Origin of the sequence: Streptomyces sp. NPDC098789 (genome assembly GCF_044759975.1) — a bacterium.
In the GTDB taxonomy this organism is placed as follows: domain Bacteria; phylum Actinomycetota; class Actinomycetes; order Streptomycetales; family Streptomycetaceae; genus Streptomyces.
In genome coordinates this window covers 44,828-61,426 of sequence record NZ_JBIWAJ010000004.1, presented here as the reverse complement: position 1 = coordinate 61,426, position 16,599 = coordinate 44,828, and the positions used below count along the sequence as shown (strand labels likewise).

Sequence of the window (16,599 nt, the reverse complement as noted above, 5' to 3'; positions counted from 1 at the left end):
GGGGGGGACCGATGGTCCTGCCTGCGCTTCCGGGCTCTCAGTACACGAGCTTGTAGGTCACGTCCTTGGGGACCGGCGGCGGTGCGGTGTCGGTGTAGAGGAGCCTGATCGTCGTGAAGCGCCGGACGTCCGGGTGCGCGGGCCAGGTCTGGGGGTCGCTCAGCGTCACCGATACCGGGTAGGCGCGGAAACGGCCGGCCGCGCAGTAGGGGCGGCAGTCGTTCACCATGTCGGTGCCGGTGGCCGTCGCGGTCCGCGCGCCCCAGGTGTCCCACCGGAGGTCGACCAGATGGTTGTTCCCGTCACCGCAGGCCAGGAGGTACTCCTGGGGGCGCATGCGGGCTTGTGCGGAACAGTCGACGACCACCACCGGGTCCGGTGGGTCCAGTGCCCGCGCCGATGACATCCCACCGGGGTGCGCGGCGACGGCCGTCAGGGCCGCAGCCGCGCACAACACCGTGGTCATCCGCGCCCTGCGCCGGGACGCGCGCGCGGGACGGTCGGCTGCTGAAACGTTCACGAAGGGCCTTCCTCACCACTCTGCCCGCCGTGGGCACTGCGGCATTCCCAGCTTCCCCCACCGGCGCGGACCCCGCACCCGCTGGACCTCACTCGTGCAGCCTCGCTGACGTCGACGGGACCGTCCTGCGGATCGATCTGGTAACCGTGCAGGAACGGCTCGGGCAGTCGGTAGCCCTGGGGCAGGCTCGTGTCGTCCATGCCCGAGGGCGCGTGGACGAGCTCGCGGAGCAGCTCCTCGTACCGGCGCCGGGTGGCGGCCTCGGCCATCAGGGCGACGGCGATGTTGTCGGAGTTGGCGTACCGGTACCGGCGCCGGGGGCGACGCGGCCGCACCCCGGCGGACCGTGGCCCGTCCGGCCCCAACGCCCGGGCCGGGGGCCGGGAGCCCCGCCCCGGCCCCCGGCCCGGCAGGATCCGGAGGGGACGGCCTACGGCGCCGGCGTCGTGGGCGGGGTCGGGGCCGGGGTGCCGTCGAGGGCCAGGGCGGTGAGGAGCACCAGGGAATCGGTCCAGCCGAGCGGTGCGACCGAGGAGGGCCGCCCGCTGCCGTTGACGGTCTCGGGCAGCTCGCCGAGCCCGTTGCGCTTGGACAGGACCCAGTCCAGGACGCGTTCGGCCTTCTGCCGCTCACCGGTACCGGCCCAGGCCAGCGCGAAGAAGGTGGTGCTGGGCGTCCAGGCGTACGCCCCCCAACTGAACCCGGGGTCGTTGCCGGGCGTGAGCCCCCCGTTCGGCAGCAGCAGTGCGCGGTGGGTGGAGTCGAGGGCCGTGGCCAGGTCGGCGGGCGCGGTGTTGAAGGGCGGGGCCATGAACGCGGCGGCGCTGTCGCGGCCGTGCAGCCCGTCGCTGGTCCGCGGGTAGCCCAGCGGTGCGAAGTGCGTCGCGATGCCGTCGGCGAGGCGCCGGGCGGCCGTCGCCCAGCGCGTCGCGTCGGCCCCGCGGCCGGACGCCCGGGCGAGGTCGGCGGCCGCGTTGAGCCCCGAGAGCAGGGGCGCGGCGGTGCCGATGTTGGCGGTGTCCGTCGGCAGCTCCCAGTAGTCCGGTCCGGCGGGCGGCAGCCCGTCCGCGTCGAGCGAGTCGGCCGCGTAGTCGGCGGCCTTGCGGACCATCGGGTACAGCGCGGCCAGCCTGGCGGCCCGGTCCTTGGCGGGCGCGGCCCGGTACCACTGCCAGGTCGCCCAGGGCACCCAGCCGTTGCCGTCGAGCTGCCAGGTCCGCGCGTCGGGCGGACCCGCGCCGTCGAGCGTGGTGCGCGCCTCCCAGGTGCCGTCCGGACGCTGGGTCGCCTGGTCGTGGCGCAGCATCCGGTACGCCTCGGCGTCGTGGCCGGTCGCGGCGAAGGCGGCAGCGGCGAAGCCGCCGTCGCGGGGCCAGGAGTACTCCCACGCCGGTGACCGGGCGGCGGCGAACGCCCCGTTCGGGTGCAGCAGGGCCCGCATGGACAACAGCGCCCGCCGGGACGCCTCCCGGCGCGCGGGCGTCGACCCGGGCACCTTGCCGGCGGCCAGCCAGGCGCGGCTCTCGGTGATCTGCTTCAGCGCACCGGGGTCGTCGGCCCCGGTCACCACCGACGCCTTGCGACCGGCGGGGAGGTGGCGCCAGCGGCCCGACGGCAGGCGCAGGACGTTGCTGCCCTCGACGTAGCCGGCACCCACCGCGAACGAGGGCGCGACGGCCTCCGTCACCTGCTGGTTCGTCAGCAGGCCGGCCGTACGGGCGGCCAACGAGGAGGTGGGCACGTAGCAGGGCTCGCTCTCCCCGCAGCGGTCGGCGCCGACGGGGTTGACGCGGAAGGCGAGGCGGGCGGCGTCGGCGTGCCAGCCTCCCCAGTAGGCCCGGTCGTAGTTCCAGCTGACCGGGGACCCGGGATCCGCGGTCCGCGTTCCGTGCCAGACGACCGCCTTGCCCTCGCGGGTGGTGGCCTGGACGAACAGGTAGTACGGACTCCCCGCCGTGAGCGGTGCGCCGAACGGAACTTCGATCCAGCCCGCTCCCGCACCGCCGAGGGCGGCCAGGTCCAGCGTCCGGGTGGCGACGGCGGACGCGGCGCCGTCCAGCGCGGTGCGCACCTGCACGGTCACCGTGCCGGTGGAGGCCGCGCTGGTCAGGTAGAAGCCGACCCGGTCGAGACGGGAGCCGGCGGCGGTGAACTCCTGCGCCGCCGCGTGGTCCGCGGCCTTGATGCCGAACAGGCCCACGTCGTGCCGGGCCTGCTCCGCGCGCGGGGCGGAGGCGGCTGCGTCGGCGGTGGTGCCGGTGGTTCCGGTGGAGCCGGCGGTGGTGCCGGCGGTGGTGTCGGTGGTCGGTCCGGGAATGCTCAGCAGGGCTGTCGCCAGGACGGCGGACAGGGTGATGGACGGTGCCATGAGCCTCCCTCGTTCGGTGACGTGCCGTCACCGCCGCAACACCGCGGGGGCGCCGCGGACGCACGTCATGCGTGGGTAACGAGGGCCGGCGCGCCGCGTTCCTCCCGGCTCGCACAATGGACCCGGAGAGACCAAGGAAGCGGGATTTGCCTAAAGCTTTTAGGTAAATCAATAATGGCTTCAGGCTGATGGAGGGATGGCTATGGCACGTGCGGGACTGACCACGGCACGTCTGGTGCGGGCGGGGGCGGAGCTGGCCGACGAGGTCGGCTTCGAGCAGGTGACCGTCTCGGCGCTGGCCCGACAGTTCGACGTCAAGGTCGCGAGCCTGTACTCGCACGTGAAGAACTCCCACGACCTCAAGACCGGGATCGCCCTGCTCGCGCTGGAAGAACTCGCCGACGCGGTCGCCGTCGCCCTCGCCGGGCGGGCGGGCAAGGACGCCCTGGCGGCCTTCGCGAACGTCTACCGCGACTACGCCCGGCAGCACCCCGGTCGCTACGCCGCGGCGCAGTTCCGGCTCGACCCGGAGGCGGCCGCCGCGAGCGCGGGCGGCCGGCACGCCCGGATGACCCGGGCGATCCTGCGCGGGTACGACCTGACCGAGCCCGACCAGACGCACGCGGTCCGGCTGTTGGGCAGCGTCTTCCACGGTTACGTCACCCTGGAACTGTCCGGCGGCTTCAGCCACAGCGCTCCCGACCCGCAGGAGACCTGGTCGTGGATCCTCGACCGGCTGGACGCCCTCCTGCGCAGCTGGACCACGCCGCCGCACAGTGGTGGCGCACCGCCGCATCCGGGCGATGCGGGCCCTTCGACGGACAGGCTGACGACACCATGAGCACGCACCGCTGGATCACCACGCCGATCACCGCGGACCTCCTGCGCGGAGCGCTGGACCTGGAGCACACCGAACAGGGCGTCCTGCCGCACCGGCTGCCCGCCCGGGCCCGCGCCCAGAACGCCGACGGCCAGCTCGCCATGGCGGAGTCGCAGCCCTCCGGCGTACGGCTCGTCTTCCGCACCCGGGCCACCGCCCTCGAACTCGACACCCTGCCCACCAAGCGCGTCTACGTGGGCGCCCCGCCGCGCCCGGAGGGCGTCTACGACCTGCTGGTCGACGGCAGCCTGGTCGGGCGGGCCGGCGTCGCCGGGGGCACCACCCTCACCATCGACCTGGCCGCGGGCACCACCACCGAGCAGCCCGGCCCGGTCGGCACCCTCCGCTTCTCCGGCCTCGCCGACGCGGACAAGGACGTGGAGATCTGGCTGCCGCACAACGAGACCACCCGTCTGGTGGCCCTGCGCTCCGACGCGCCCGTCGAGCCCGCGCCGGACCACGGGCGCAGGGTGTGGCTGCACCACGGCAGCTCGATCAGTCACGGATCCGACGCCGAGAGCCCCAGCACCACCTGGCCCGCGCTGGCCGCCGCCCTCGGCGGGGTGGAGCTGACCAACCTGGGCCTGGGCGGCAGCGCCCTGCTCGACCCGTTCACCGCCCGCGCCCTGCGCGACGCCCCCGCCGACCTGATCAGCCTCAAGATCGGCATCAACCTGGTCAACACCGACCTGATGCGGCTGCGGGCCTTCGGCCCCGCCGTCCACGGCTTCCTCGACACCATCCGGGAGGGCCACCCCGATGCGCCGCTGCTGGTGGTCTCCTCCATCCTGTGCCCGATCCACGAGGACACCCCGGGTCCCAGCGCCCCCGACTTCGCCGCCTTCAGCGCCGGTCGACTGCGCTTCCTGGCCACCGGTGATCCCGCGGAGCGCGCGAGCGGCAAGCTGACCCTCGGCGTCGTCCGGGAGGAACTGGCCCGGATCGTGGCGGAGCGGGCGGCCTGCGACCCGAACCTGCACTACCTGGACGGCCGCGAGCTCTACGGCGAGGCCGACAACGCCGAGCTGCCGCTGCCCGACGAGCTGCACCCGGACGCCGCCACGCACCGCCGCATCGGCGAGCGCTTCGCCGCACGCGCCTTCGCACCCGAGGGCCCCTTCGCGGACCCGACCGCCCGGCCCGCTCCCTGACCCAGCCCCCTGACCCAGCCCCCTGGCCCTGTTCCCCAGCCCCCGCCCCGTCCGGCGGCGTCACCCCCGCTCCAGCACCGCCGCGATCACGTGCCGGGCGTTGCGTGCCATCGCCGGGTTGGTGTTCCGGTAGTAGGGCAGCGCGATCACCGCCTGGGACAGGGCCCGGGCGCGGCCGCGCAGCCAGGTCGCGTCGTCCACGCCGAGGGCCGTGCGGAAGACCTCCCGGGCGTCGGCGGGCAGCAGGTTCCAGGCGGGGAACAGGTCGCAGGCCGGATCGCCCACCCCCGCACAACCGAAGTCGATCACCGAGGCGAGCCGCCCGCCCCGCACGAGCACGTTCCCCGGCATGAGGTCGGCGTGCAGCCACACGGGAGGTCCGTCCCACGCCGGGGCGCGCGACGCCCGGTCCCACACGGCCGCCAGCGCGTCGCAGTCGACGGCTTCGCCCGGGATCCCGCGCAGCTCCTCGACGGCCGCCCGGGTCGCCGCGTCGAGCGCGGCCAGCGGCCCGCCGCGGTGGGCCCGCGGTGCCCGCCCCAGCGTGACCTTCCGCATCGCCGCCACGAAGGCGGCCAGGTCCCCGGCCAGTGCCTCGGGCGCGTCCAGCGCCCCGGCCGCGGGGTTCTCGCCCTCCAGCCACCGGTACACCGACCACGACCACGGATACCCCTCGGCGGGCCCGCCGACCCCCAGCACCTCGGGGACGGCCGTCGGGAGCAGCGGAGCCAGCCGGGGCAGCCACTCCTGCTCGTGCGGTACGTCCCCGGCGCCGTCGGCCGTCAGCGGCAGCCGGACCAGCCTCGTCCCGCCCAGCCGGTACACGGCGTTGACCGTGCCGCCCGAGGCGATCCGCCGCACCGGCAGCCCGGCCCACTGCGGGAACCGGCCGGCGACCAGGCGCCGTACGAGGTCCTCGTCGATGGGGTGGCTGCCCGCGTGCATCTGTTCCGCGCTCTCCGCACCTGTGCTCATGACGCACCATCCGACCGTCGGAGGCGGCGGGGCGTCAACCGGGTTTCCCCGGCGGTGGAATACGCGGAATGCGCGAGGAATGCACGGCATGCGCGGAACCAGCCGTTCCGGGCGTTGATACGCGGTTGATACATGATCGTGCGGTTCCCGACCGGTGACCCCGCGATGCTGGAAACGTCGGTCTCCCAGACTGCTCGAAGGACGCACCGGCCCGGCGCAGCCGACCGCCGTGACCAGCGCCCAGGAAAGGCAGGATCCACACCGTGGCAACGCGGCACAGTCGGCTGCCGGTCATCGCCCTCTCCCTGTTGGGACTGGCGCTCACCGGCGGCTTCGCCCTCTCCCAGCGGCCCGGGAGCGGTACCCACGCACCCCCGTACTCCGGACCCCCGGTGCCCGCCTCCGGGCCCGGCACCTTCACCAGCGCGCAGGCTTCCGGAGCCGTCATCGGGACCGGTGGGCCGCTGCGCCGCTACCGGGTGGAGGTCGAGGACGGCATCGACGTGTCGCCCGTACAGGCGGCCACGGAGATCCAGGCGATCCTCTCCGACCCGAGGAGCTGGGCCGCGCACGGCCAGGGTCAGTTCCAACTGGTCGACACCGAAGCCGACGTCACCATCAAGATCGCCACCCCGAAGACCACAGACACCCTCTGCGCGCCGGTCGGCAACACCCGCGGGGAGCTGAACTGCGAGATCACCGGGGGAGTCGTCGTCAACCTCAAGCGCTGGATGCAGGGTTCGCCGCAGTACGACGGACCGGCCACCGAGTACCGGCACCTCATCATCAACCACGAGGTGGGTCACATGATCGGCTACCGCCGGCACATGGGGTGCCCGGGCCGCGGCCGACCGGCGCCGGTGATGATGCAGCAGATCAAGGGGCTGGACGGCTGCGTGTCCAACGCCTGGCCCTACACCGCGGACGGCGCCTTCCTCACGGGACCCGAGGCGCAGTAGGAGGGGCCGGGCCCCGATACGGGCCTTCGGCACGGCCCTTCGGCAGGTGGACGGGGGTCCCTTGGTCGTGGGGACGGCGGGGCCTTCGCCTCATGATCGGGCCGCTCCAGCCCCCGTAGCCTTCGAAGGCCGATACGGAGAACGCACCGGCGGTCCCACCGTGCCCCGCGGGACGACGCCCACGGCGCGGCGGGTCCGGTACCAACCCAAGGAGCACGATGGCCGTCCGCGCGCCCGGATCCGATCCCGCCCAGGACGCCCCCCGCATCACGGAGCCCAGCCACCACGCGGTCGGCGTGCACGCGGTGACCACCGCGATGCGGCTGGCGCAGCGGCAGATGGGCGTTCTGCGCAGTGCCCGCACCCTGCTGCGGGTCAACCAGTCGGACGGCTTCGACTGCCCCGGCTGCGCCTGGCCCGAGGAGGACCGGGTGCACCGGGCGGAGTTCTGCGAGAACGGCGCCAAGGCCGTGGCCGAGGAGGCCACCCGGAGGCGGGTGACGCCCGCCTTCTTCGCCGAACACGCGGTGGCCGACCTGCTCGGCAGGTCCGGCTACTGGCTCGGCCAACAGGGCCGGCTCACCCACCCGATGCTCCTGGACGACGGCGCGACGCACTACGTCCCGGTCAGCTGGGAGCGGGCGTACGAGATCATCGGCGAGGAGTTCGCCGCCCTCGACTCGCCCGACGAGGCCGTCTTCTACACCTCCGGCCGCACCCCGAACGAACCGGCCTTCGCGCTCCAGCTCCTCGCCCGGCGCCTGGGCACCAACAACCTGCCGGACTGCGCCAACATGTGCCACGAGGCCACCGGGGACGCGCTGGTGGAAACCCTCGGCGTCGGCAAGGGAAGCGTCTCCCTGGAGGACATCCACCACGCCGACCTGGTCATCGTCGCGGGGCAGAACCCCGGTACCAACCACCCCCGGATGATGGCCGCCCTCGAACAGACCAAGGGCAACGGCGGCCGGATCATCAGCGTGAACCCGCTGCCCGAAGCGGGATTGGAACGGTTCAAGAACCCCCAGCGTCCGCGCGGCGTCCTGGGCGACGGCACCAAGCTCACCGACCTGTTCCTGCAGATCCGTACGGGCGGCGACCTCGCCCTCTTCCGGGCCCTGAACCAGCTGCTGTTGCGCGCCGAGGACGAGGCCCCGGGCACCGTCCTCGACCGGGCCTTCATCGCCGAGCACACCCTCGGCTTCGAGGCCTGGGAGCGGGACGCCCGCGCCACCGAACGGGACGACGTGCTGGCCGCCACCGGCCTGCCCATGGAGCAGATCGAAGCGGCCGCGCGGATGGTCCTGGAGTCCAAGAGCGTGATCGTGTGCTGGGCGCTCGGCCTGACCCAGCACAAGCACTCCGTGCCCACGCTGCGGGAGATCGTCAACTTCCTGCTGCTGCGCGGCAACGTGGGCCGCCCGGGCGCGGGCGTCTGCCCGGTCCGCGGCCACTCCAACGTGCAGGGCGACCGCACGATGGGCATCTACGAGCGCCCCACCGAGGCCTTCCACCGGGCGCTCGGCGAGGAGTTCGGATTCACCTCGCCGCGCCACCACGGCTACGACTCGGTGGGCGCCATCAAGGCGATGCGCGACGGCGAGGTGAAGGTCTTCGTCGGCATGGGCGGCAACTTCGCGGCCGCGGCCCCGGACACCCCGGTCACCGAGGAAGCACTGCGCCGCTGCTCCCTGACGGTGCAGATCTCCACCAAGCCCAACCGGTCCCACCTGATCACGGGCCGGCGGGCGCTGATCCTGCCCACGCTGGGACGCTCGGACGAGGACCGCACGCAGGCGGGGCCGCAGTTCGTGACCGTGGAGGACTCGATGGGACGGGTGCACGCCTCGCGCGGGCGGCTGAAGCCCGAACCGATGCTGCGCTCGGAGACCTCCATCGTCTGCGCGATGGCCCGCGCTGCGCTCGGCCCCGGTGACGACGTCCCCTGGGAGGAGTTCGCCGCCGACCACGACCGGCTGCGGGACCGCATCGAGCGGGTGGTCCCGGGCTTCGACGACTTCAACGCCCGGGTGCGCCGGCCCGGCGGCTTCGTGCTGCCGCACGCCCCCCGGGACGCGCGCAGCTTCCCCACCCACACGGGCAGGGCCAACTTCACGGTCAACGACATGGTGGTGCTCGACGTCCCCGAAGGGCGGCTGCTGCTCCAGACGCTGCGCTCGCACGACCAGTACAACACCACGATCTACGGCCTCGACGACCGCTACCGCGGCGTCCACGAGGGCCGGCGCGTGGTCCTGGTCAGCCCCGCGGACATCACCGCCCTCGGCGTGACCGAGGGGTCCTTCGTCGACCTCGTCTCCGAGTGGCCCGACGGCCGGGAGCGCCGGGCCGCCCACTTCAAGGTGGTCTCCTACCCCACGGCGCGGGGATGCGCGGCCGCCTACATGCCGGAGGCGACCGTCCTGGTACCCCTCGACCACACCTCGGACATCAGCAACACCCCCGCCTACAAGTCGGTCGTCATCCGCTTCGAGCCGGACAGCGGACCGGCCGCGGTCGCGGTGATCTGAGGGCGGCCCGCCGTCCGCCGTCCGGACCGGCCCGCCGGGCGCGCTGACGTACGCGAAGCCGTCCCGGGTCGGTGCGCTCGCCGATCGGGACCTTGCGGGCCACCGCGTTCAACGTCAGCACTTCGGCCGGATGGTGTCGGCGCCCCGCCGTAGGGTGCGGGCATGACTGAGACTTTCGACATCCACACCCGTCTACCTGCAGCATTGAGTCATCGTGGGGAAGCGTGGCGATTCGTCGCTGACTTCGCCGCCCACTGGCAGCAGCCACTTCGGCCGGGTGACGGATTCGCGGTGGCGGACATCGAGGCAGCCGAGCGGCGCCTGGGCCTTGATCTGCCGGCCGCGCTTCGTGAGACGTATCTGTTGCTGGGTCGACGGACCGACCTGACCAGCAACCACGACACCCTGCTCGAGCCCGATGAACTGCACGTGTTCGACGGCGCGCTCGTGTACCGGACGGAGAACCAGGGGGCGGCCTCCTGGGGCATCCTGTTGGCAGAACTGGGCGACGGCGACCCAGGCACCGTTGTGCGTGCGGATCTCGCCGACAAGTCACAGGAGCGGTGGGAAGCCTGGGAATCGAGTCTGATGACTGCCTGCGTCGAGATGGTGATGTCCGAGACGGTGCTGTTCAGTGGCGGGTTCACTGACTTCCTGGAGGAGGGCGCCGAGGAGACTCAGCTGGATGGGCTCTTTCCGGAGCTTCCCCGCGTGGGGCGCGACATGCGCTGGTTCGCTGACGCCGATGTCCTGATCCGCGAGCTGGACGGGTTCTGCCTGCATGCCCGGGTCCGTACGGAAGAAGGGCTGGAGCAGCTGCGGGAGGCGGTGCCGGGGGACTGGCTGGAGGGCTGACCTCTTGGAGAGGGGCTCGACCGAGTCGAGATCGTGAGCATCAGGGACCTGTTTCCAGGCAGAGACGATGAGTTGCTCAGGTGCCGCCTGCGCGATCCTCACCACCAGAGCCGGACGGGCTTGTTCACCCCGCCGCTGATGCCGATGTTGGTGGTGATCCCGTACGAGACGTCGTTGGCGTCGAGCGCGATGATGCCGAGGTTGCCGTGGACGAACGAGAGGGCACCGGGCTGGTCGACCGAGTCCGGGCCGTTGCCCGGCAGGGACCAGCGGGCGTTCTGGCCGCCGTAGCCCTGCGGCGAGTACCGCGTCCGGGCCCACGTGCCCGCCAGGACGCCCCCGTCGGCCGTTCCGGTCAGGAGGGGACGCAGACCTCCTTGCCCTTGAGGGTGCCCTGGCCGACCACCTCGATCAGCGGGTACACGCAGCCGGCGGCGAGGTAGGTCCGCCAGGTCTCGGTGCCGGTGTTGGACCCCGGGACCAGCGGACCGTGCACGGTCCTGCTGAAGTTCGCGCCGCCGCCCGTGGTGTTCTGCCAGCCGAGCCGGACGTGGACGGCGTCCCCGGCCCGCTTCCAATAGCCGACGCCGATGACGCCCTGCGCGCCGACCCGGCCGTTGACGTCGATGCACAGGGTGCCGTTGCCGAGGTCCGTGCAGCGCTGCACGTAGGCCTTGGCGCCGGTGGGCGCGGCCGGTGCGGCGTGCGCCGTGGCCGTCGAGGTCGCGGACAGGAGCAGGGTGGCGACCGCGACCGCCGTGCCGGCCTTCGCGAACGTACGGGTGTGGCTCCTGAGGAGTGCGGTGTGCATGGGAGTTCCCTTTCGCCGGGGGAGCGGGTCGGTCCGAGCCTGGTGCACCCCGGTTCGGCCGTCGAGGAGGCGGCCGTCTCCTCCCGGGGACGGATCCGGGAAACCGCGGGAAACCCCGAGGAGCCCCGGGCATCCCCCCGCGACGTGCATATGTCGGTCACCGGCATATAGTGGCCACATGAATCCCGGTCCGGCGGCGGTCGACGCCGCCGTGCGTACCGGGGACTCGGCGTGTGACGGAGATGGAGCAGGCATGGCCAGCAAGAAGAACCTCGTCGCCAACCGGGCGTCGCTCGCCCACAAGGTCCGGTACGCCGCGAGCAGTCCGCACCGCATCGCCCCGTACCTGAAGCGGGCCGCGCGCGACCGCTGGTTGGCCTTCAAGCACCCCGACCACGTGAGCTACTACCGCGCGGTGATGGCCTCGGACACCCGGCGCAACCCCGAGGCCGCCGTGGGCAGTCAGACGCACGAACGCTGGCTCGCGCTCGGCCGGATGCAGTTCGACTACCTGCTGCGGCACGACCTCGCGCCGGGCGCCAGGATGCTGGACATAGGCTGCGGCAACCTGCGCGCGGGCTGGCGCTTCATCGACTACCTGGAGCCGGGCCACTACTACGGCATCGACATCTCGCCCGACATCCTGATCGCCGCGAAGGAGACCCTGACCGAGCGGGGGCTCCAGGACAAGGTCCCGCACCTGACCATCACGGGGAACCTGACGCTGGACTTCCTGCCCGACGCCCACTTCGACGTCGTGCACGCGCACAGCGTGTTCTCGCACTCGCCGATCGAGGTCATCGACGAGTGCCTCGCGCACGTCGGCCGGGTGCTGGCGCCGGGAGGCCACTTCGACTTCACCTTCGACCGCACCACCGGTTCCGAGCACCAGGTGCTGCGCGAGGACTTCTACTACCGCACCGAGACCCTGATCGCCCTGGCCGCCCGGCACGGACTCGCGGCCCGGTTCATGGACGACTGGGAGGAACTCGGCCACGGCCAGTCCAAGATCCGGGTCAGCGCGCGCTGACCCGGCGCGGACGGCCCCGAGCCGGTCCCGGGCCGGCGCGGGCCGGTGTCAGGTGGGGGTGGGCGTCCCGGAGTTCCGGCGCCGCCACTGGCGTACGCCGTAGGCCGTGATGGCGAGCAGCAGGAGGACGGAGGGGATGCTGTCCCCGTCCAGCACGCCGCCGAAGAAGCTGGTGATCATGAAGGGCAGCGCGGCGACCGCGACCTGGGGCGCGGTGCGGAGCCCGGACAGGGCGGAGCGGCCCGCCAGCGCCAGCGCCGCGAGCACGGGGACCCCGTACCGCCAGTGCAGGAAGAGCCCGATCCCCTTCGAGTCGAGCAGGGCGAAGAGGAAGACCGCGAGCGGGGCCCACAGGACCAGGGCCACCACCCCGGCGGTGCTGAGGATCCGGCGCGGCGGCCGCAGGTCCGGCGGGCAGGCCAGCGGGAGGACGGCGGACACCAGCGGCAGCAGCAGGAAGGCCGGGAGCTGCCAGGGCACCGGCAGGTCGGCGGGCAGCACCACGACGAGGACGCAGAGGGCGTTGGCGATCATGCCGACCAGGGACCACAGGGCGCCCGAGGCGCGTCCGCACAGTGCCAGTACCGCGCCGACGAGCGCCACCACGTAGCTGCCGCTCGTGGCGTAGGTGAGCGGCACGAGGAAGTCGGGGTTGTCGCTGATCTGCCAGTCGGAGACCGTCGAGATCAGGTTGAAGGCGGCGTACGAGGCCGTGGCGGCCAGCGCGTAGGGCGACACGGCGGCGAAGAGCCGCCCGCCCGGCTGGGCGGAGCCCGTGCCCAGTCGCAGCCGGAAGGCGTGCGCCGCGATGTCGGCGGCCTCCCGGAATCGGGTGCGCCGGTCGGCCCCTTCGGTCGCCTCGCGGTAGGCCTCGGCTATCTCGTCGCCGAACTCGCGGCGGAACCCGGCCGGGTACAGGCGCAGCAGCGGCAGGCTCACGCGGTGGCCCGGCCGGTGACGCCGCCGGTGGCCTCGCCGGTGACGCCCAGGCGCCGGGTCGCCTCGCGCGCCGTCGCGGCGATCCGCTTCGCTTCGGCGCCGAGGCCCTCCCGCCCGGCCGGAGTGAGCGTGTACGTACGGCGCAGGCGGCTGTCCACGACCTCTTCCTCGTGCACCTCGATCAGGCCCTGCCCGAGCAGCCGCTCCAGGGCGCCGTACAGCGTGCCGGTGCGCAGCTTGACCCGACCGTCCGAGATCTTCTCCACCTCGCGGGCGATGGCGTAGCCGTGCCGGGGCTCGTCCGCGAGCGCGGTCAGGAGGAGGAGGGTGGGTTCCTGCATCGCACGATCACTCATGTCCGCATCGTAAGTCACCCACCGGCATATAACGGCGGCGGAGCGGGAGGGCGGCGGGAGGGGGAGCGGGGAGCGGTCCGCCGAGCGACCGCCGAAGGGTCCCATCGGCCGGGGCGGCGTCATGGAGGTTCGTACGAGCGATTTATGGTGAGGGGGTACGGGAGCAGAGGGGACATTCGGCGTGAGCAGACGCGGCGGGGCAGCAGAGCAGGGGTCGGGCGACGATCGGGCGACGGCCGGGGTCGGGGCCGGGCGCAAGGCCCCCGCGGGCCGTCGGCGCAAGCGCCGCACCGAGCGTGCCGGCGCGGCCAGGTGGGCCGCGTGGGTCGCGTGGGTCGCCGCCCGCCGGGCGGCGCTGGCCCCCGCCCTCGCCCCGCTCGTCGCCCGCGCGCGCCCCCTCGCCCGGCGCCTGAAGCCGGACTACCCCCGGCCCGGGCGCGCCGACTGGCGCCGGTGGATCCCGTCCTGGCGCCAATGGCTGGGCGCGTGCCTCTACGGCTTCCTCGCCGTGCTCGCCTTCGTCGGCTGTGCCTACGCGGTCACCGACATACCCGACGACCTGAACTCCTTCGCGAAGCAGCAGGACAACGTCTACTACTGGTCCGACGGCTCCAAGATGGCCCGCACGGGCTGGGTCAGCCGCCAGGAAATGCCGCTGGAGAAGGTTCCCAAGCCGGTTCAGGGCGCCATCCTCTCGGCCGAGAACGCGAGCTTCTACTCGGACCCCGGGGTCTCCCCCTCGGGCTTCCTGCGCGCGGTGAAGGCCGCCGTGACCGGGGGCGAGACCCAGGGCGGCTCGACCATCACGCAGCAGTACGTGAAGAACGCCTACCTGAACCAGGACCGCACCGTCTCCCGGAAGTTCACCGAGATCCTCCTCGCGGTGAAACTGGACCGGCAGAAGACCAAGCAGCAGATCCTGCAGGACTACCTCAACACCAGCTGGTTCGGCCGGGGGACCTACGGCATCCAGCGCGCCTCCCAGGCGTACTACGGCAAGGACGTCTCCCAGCTCAACGCCAGCGAGGGCGCCTTCCTCGCCTCGCTCCTCAAGGGCGCCGCCCTGTACGACCCGGCGATCAGCAAGGAGAACCGCGCCCGCGCCGTCGAACGCTGGAGCTGGACGCTGGACCGGATGGTCGAGACCGGCAACCTCACGGCGGCCGAGCGCGCGAAGTACACGAAGTTCCCCGACCCCGTGGAGCGGTCCGTCGCCAGCGACGCCACCGGCCAGTCCGGCTACCTGGTGGAGCTGGCCAAGGCCTACGCGATCAAGTCGGGGCACATCAAGGACGCCGACTTCGACCTCGGCGGCTACCAGATCTACACGACCTTCGACAGGTCCCGCATGGACGCGCTCACCGCGGCCGTGCAGAAGACGCAGAAGGACTTCGACGCCGAGCACCGGCCCACCACCGACACGTACGCGAAGATCGGCGCGGCCAGCGTCGCCCCCGACGGGCGGTTGCTCGCCGTCTACGGCGGACCCGACTACCTGAAGCAGGGCTTCAACGAATCGAACGCGACGACGATCCCGGTCGGCACGGCCTTCACCCCCTTCGTCTACGCCGCCGCCCTGGACGACGGCGTCATGCGCACCCGCGGCAAGCCGCGCACCAAGGTCGCCCCGACCTCCCTCTACGACGGCAACGACCAGGTCACCGTGCAGACGCCCGACGGCCCCTACTGGGACCGCAGCGGCAAGGTCGTCAAGGGGCGCAACGACGTCGCCCGCAGCTGGGGCCAGGTCACCCTGCGCCAGGCCGTCGCCAACTCGGTGAACACCCCGATGCTGCAACTGGGCCTCGACGTCGGCCTCGACCGGGTGGACGGCCTGGCCCAGCGCGCCGGACTGCTCGGCGCGAGCCTCGGCCCCCAGGTGCCCGGCTTCGCGCTCGGGGAGAACTCGACGCCCAGCGCGATCCGGATGGCCGGGGCCTACGAGACCTTCGCCGCCGCCGGCATGCACACCGAGCCCTATTCGGTGCGCTCGATCACGCGCAACGGGAGCGCGCTGCCGGTCGTGGCCCCCAAGCCCGCCCGGGCGATGTCGGCCACGGCGGCCGCGTCGGTGACCAACGCCCTGCGGGACGCCGTCACCGAGGGCTCGGCGAAGGCCGTGAGCAGGACGCACCCGGGCACGGCGGGCAAGACCGGGACGACCGCGGCGAACACCGCGGGCTGGTTCGTCGCCAACACCGGGCAGGAGTCCACCGCCGTGGTGGTCTACCGGATGTCCCTCACCGACCTGATCCCGCTGCCGTTGACCGGCCTCGGCGCGGACGCGCCCGGTACCCCGGGCAGCGACCGGGCGGTCGAGCTGTGGGCGGAGTACATCAAGGCGGTGCGGTGACCCCTCGGGGGTGCGCTACGATTGATCTTGTTCTCGCGGCCGGGATTCCCGGCGGTGGGCTCGCGTTGGTGGTCCAAGGAAAGGCACCCCACTTCCTGTGGGGGGATGCAGGTGCAAGGCCTGCCCAGCGCTCGATCAAGGCCCCGGTCTCCGCAAGGAGTCCGGGGCCTTCGCCGTGCCGCCCGGAGCCCGGCGGGCGGCGTCGTGCCGTCGCTCCCGCCGGTGAGCGCCCGGGGGCTCGTAGGCTGCCGATCATGAACACGATGACGATCGACGGCGGTGCCGGCGGCCCCGTTCTCCTCGACGCGGCGGAGCTGACCTCCGACCCCGAGCTCGGCGCGCACTTCGCGGAGTCCGCCCACGGGATCCTGGCGGAGCTGGTCCGGGCGGGCGCGGCCCTGGGGTGGGTCGACCCGCCCTCCCCGCACGAGGTGGCCGAGCTCCTCGACGGGGTGGTCCGCGCCGCGCGCGCCGGTGACGCGGCCCTGCGCGCCGCCTACGTCGGGCGTCGGCTGGTCGGCCTGGGGTACTGGCAGCGCTACGCCCGGGCGACCCACCGCCCGCACGCCGACCTGGAGAAGCTCGCGGTGGCCGCCGCCGCCCACGGACGCGGCGTCGGCCGGGCCCTGACCGCGGCCCTGATCACCGATGCCCGCCGGGCCGGGATCGAGGTCCTCACCCTGGACGCCCGGGGCGACAACGACAACGCCCTGCACCTGTACCGGTCCCTGGGCTTCACCGAGTACGGCCGCCTGCCGGACTTCGTCGCCGTCGGCGCGCGCCGCTACGACAAGGTCTTCCACATGCTCGACCTGCGCCGGTGACGGTTGCTTTCAACGTAGCCCATTGCAACGCATCGTTGCGTTCAGCC

At 73.0% G+C, this 16,599-nt stretch carries 14 protein-coding genes and 2 pseudogenes; 8 read left to right on the top strand and 8 right to left on the bottom strand.

Annotation, left to right across the window (positions count from 1 at the left end; all coding sequences use genetic code 11):
• Positions 1–37 precede the first annotated feature (37 nt).
• From ACIQWR_RS10380 to ACIQWR_RS10370, 3 genes and pseudogenes are all read right to left on the bottom strand, one after another.
• The gene (locus ACIQWR_RS10380; protein ID WP_404006532.1) at positions 38–520 is read right to left on the bottom strand and encodes a hypothetical protein; all 483 of its coding nucleotides are present in this window, start codon (positions 518–520) and stop codon (positions 38–40) included.
• 53 nt (positions 521–573) lie between these two features.
• A pseudogene (locus ACIQWR_RS10375) lies at positions 574–843 on the bottom strand (serine hydrolase); the annotation flags it as partial.
• A 107-nt stretch (positions 844–950) separates the two neighbouring features.
• On the bottom strand, positions 951–2,888 hold the full coding sequence (locus ACIQWR_RS10370; protein ID WP_404006530.1) for a hypothetical protein: 1,938 nt from the start codon (positions 2,886–2,888) through the stop codon (positions 951–953).
• Positions 2,889–3,090: 202 nt separating this feature from the next.
• Between ACIQWR_RS10370 and ACIQWR_RS10365 the strand changes: the two genes are divergently transcribed.
• Both ACIQWR_RS10365 and ACIQWR_RS10360 read left to right on the top strand, forming a co-directional pair.
• Positions 3,091–3,729, top strand: coding sequence for a TetR/AcrR family transcriptional regulator (locus ACIQWR_RS10365; RefSeq protein WP_404006528.1), 639 nt, complete (start codon positions 3,091–3,093; stop codon positions 3,727–3,729).
• Positions 3,726–4,919 carry a GDSL-type esterase/lipase family protein gene (locus tag ACIQWR_RS10360; RefSeq protein ID WP_404006526.1) on the top strand — a complete coding sequence of 398 codons (1,194 nt, stop codon included), beginning with the start codon at positions 3,726–3,728 and terminating at the stop codon, positions 4,917–4,919. Before ACIQWR_RS10365 ends, ACIQWR_RS10360 begins: the two co-directional genes overlap by 4 nt.
• A 60-nt stretch (positions 4,920–4,979) precedes the next feature.
• Here ACIQWR_RS10360 and ACIQWR_RS10355 read toward each other — a convergent pair whose 3' ends face one another.
• On the bottom strand, positions 4,980–5,864 hold the full coding sequence (locus ACIQWR_RS10355) for an aminoglycoside phosphotransferase family protein (RefSeq protein WP_404007466.1): 885 nt from the start codon (positions 5,862–5,864) through the stop codon (positions 4,980–4,982).
• 293 nt (positions 5,865–6,157) lie between these two features.
• On the opposite strand from ACIQWR_RS10355, the gene ACIQWR_RS10350 reads away from it, so the two are divergent.
• The 3 genes from ACIQWR_RS10350 to ACIQWR_RS10340 all read left to right on the top strand — a co-directional run bounded on the left by ACIQWR_RS10350 (position 6,158) and on the right by ACIQWR_RS10340 (position 10,239).
• The gene (locus ACIQWR_RS10350; protein ID WP_404006524.1) at positions 6,158–6,853 is read left to right on the top strand and encodes a DUF3152 domain-containing protein; all 696 of its coding nucleotides are present in this window, start codon (positions 6,158–6,160) and stop codon (positions 6,851–6,853) included.
• Between the two features lie 218 nt (positions 6,854–7,071).
• Positions 7,072–9,384, top strand: coding sequence for an FdhF/YdeP family oxidoreductase (locus tag ACIQWR_RS10345; protein ID WP_404006522.1), 2,313 nt, complete (start codon positions 7,072–7,074; stop codon positions 9,382–9,384).
• A 162-nt stretch (positions 9,385–9,546) separates the two neighbouring features.
• Entirely contained in the window at positions 9,547–10,239 is a 693-nt protein-coding gene (locus ACIQWR_RS10340; protein WP_404006521.1) for an SMI1/KNR4 family protein, read from the top strand.
• Between the two features lie 128 nt (positions 10,240–10,367).
• Here the strand turns inward: ACIQWR_RS10340 and ACIQWR_RS10335 are convergent.
• Positions 10,368–10,544 (bottom strand): annotated as a pseudogene (locus ACIQWR_RS10335) (phosphoesterase); the annotation flags it as partial.
• Between the two features lie 50 nt (positions 10,545–10,594).
• Positions 10,595–11,050: a hypothetical protein gene (locus ACIQWR_RS10330; RefSeq protein WP_404006519.1), complete on the bottom strand. Its 456-nt coding sequence runs from the start codon at positions 11,048–11,050 to the stop codon at positions 10,595–10,597.
• 253 nt (positions 11,051–11,303) lie between these two features.
• Between ACIQWR_RS10330 and ACIQWR_RS10325 the strand changes: the two genes are divergently transcribed.
• Entirely contained in the window at positions 11,304–12,080 is a 777-nt protein-coding gene (locus ACIQWR_RS10325; protein WP_399257400.1) for a class I SAM-dependent methyltransferase, read from the top strand.
• A 48-nt stretch (positions 12,081–12,128) separates the two neighbouring features.
• Here ACIQWR_RS10325 and ACIQWR_RS10320 read toward each other — a convergent pair whose 3' ends face one another.
• Both ACIQWR_RS10320 and ACIQWR_RS10315 read right to left on the bottom strand, forming a co-directional pair.
• Positions 12,129–13,019 carry a hypothetical protein gene (locus tag ACIQWR_RS10320; protein ID WP_404006517.1) on the bottom strand — a complete coding sequence of 297 codons (891 nt, stop codon included), beginning with the start codon at positions 13,017–13,019 and terminating at the stop codon, positions 12,129–12,131.
• Positions 13,016–13,375: a PadR family transcriptional regulator gene (locus ACIQWR_RS10315; RefSeq protein WP_404006515.1), complete on the bottom strand. Its 360-nt coding sequence runs from the start codon at positions 13,373–13,375 to the stop codon at positions 13,016–13,018. The genes ACIQWR_RS10320 and ACIQWR_RS10315 overlap by 4 nt, the downstream gene beginning before the upstream one ends.
• Before the next feature lie 181 nt (positions 13,376–13,556).
• Between ACIQWR_RS10315 and ACIQWR_RS10310 the strand changes: the two genes are divergently transcribed.
• Both ACIQWR_RS10310 and ACIQWR_RS10305 read left to right on the top strand, forming a co-directional pair.
• Positions 13,557–15,728 carry a transglycosylase domain-containing protein gene (locus tag ACIQWR_RS10310; RefSeq protein WP_404006513.1) on the top strand — a complete coding sequence of 724 codons (2,172 nt, stop codon included), beginning with the start codon at positions 13,557–13,559 and terminating at the stop codon, positions 15,726–15,728.
• Between the two features lie 254 nt (positions 15,729–15,982).
• Positions 15,983–16,552: a GNAT family N-acetyltransferase gene (locus ACIQWR_RS10305; protein ID WP_404006511.1), complete on the top strand. Its 570-nt coding sequence runs from the start codon at positions 15,983–15,985 to the stop codon at positions 16,550–16,552.
• Positions 16,553–16,599: the final 47 nt, after the last annotated feature.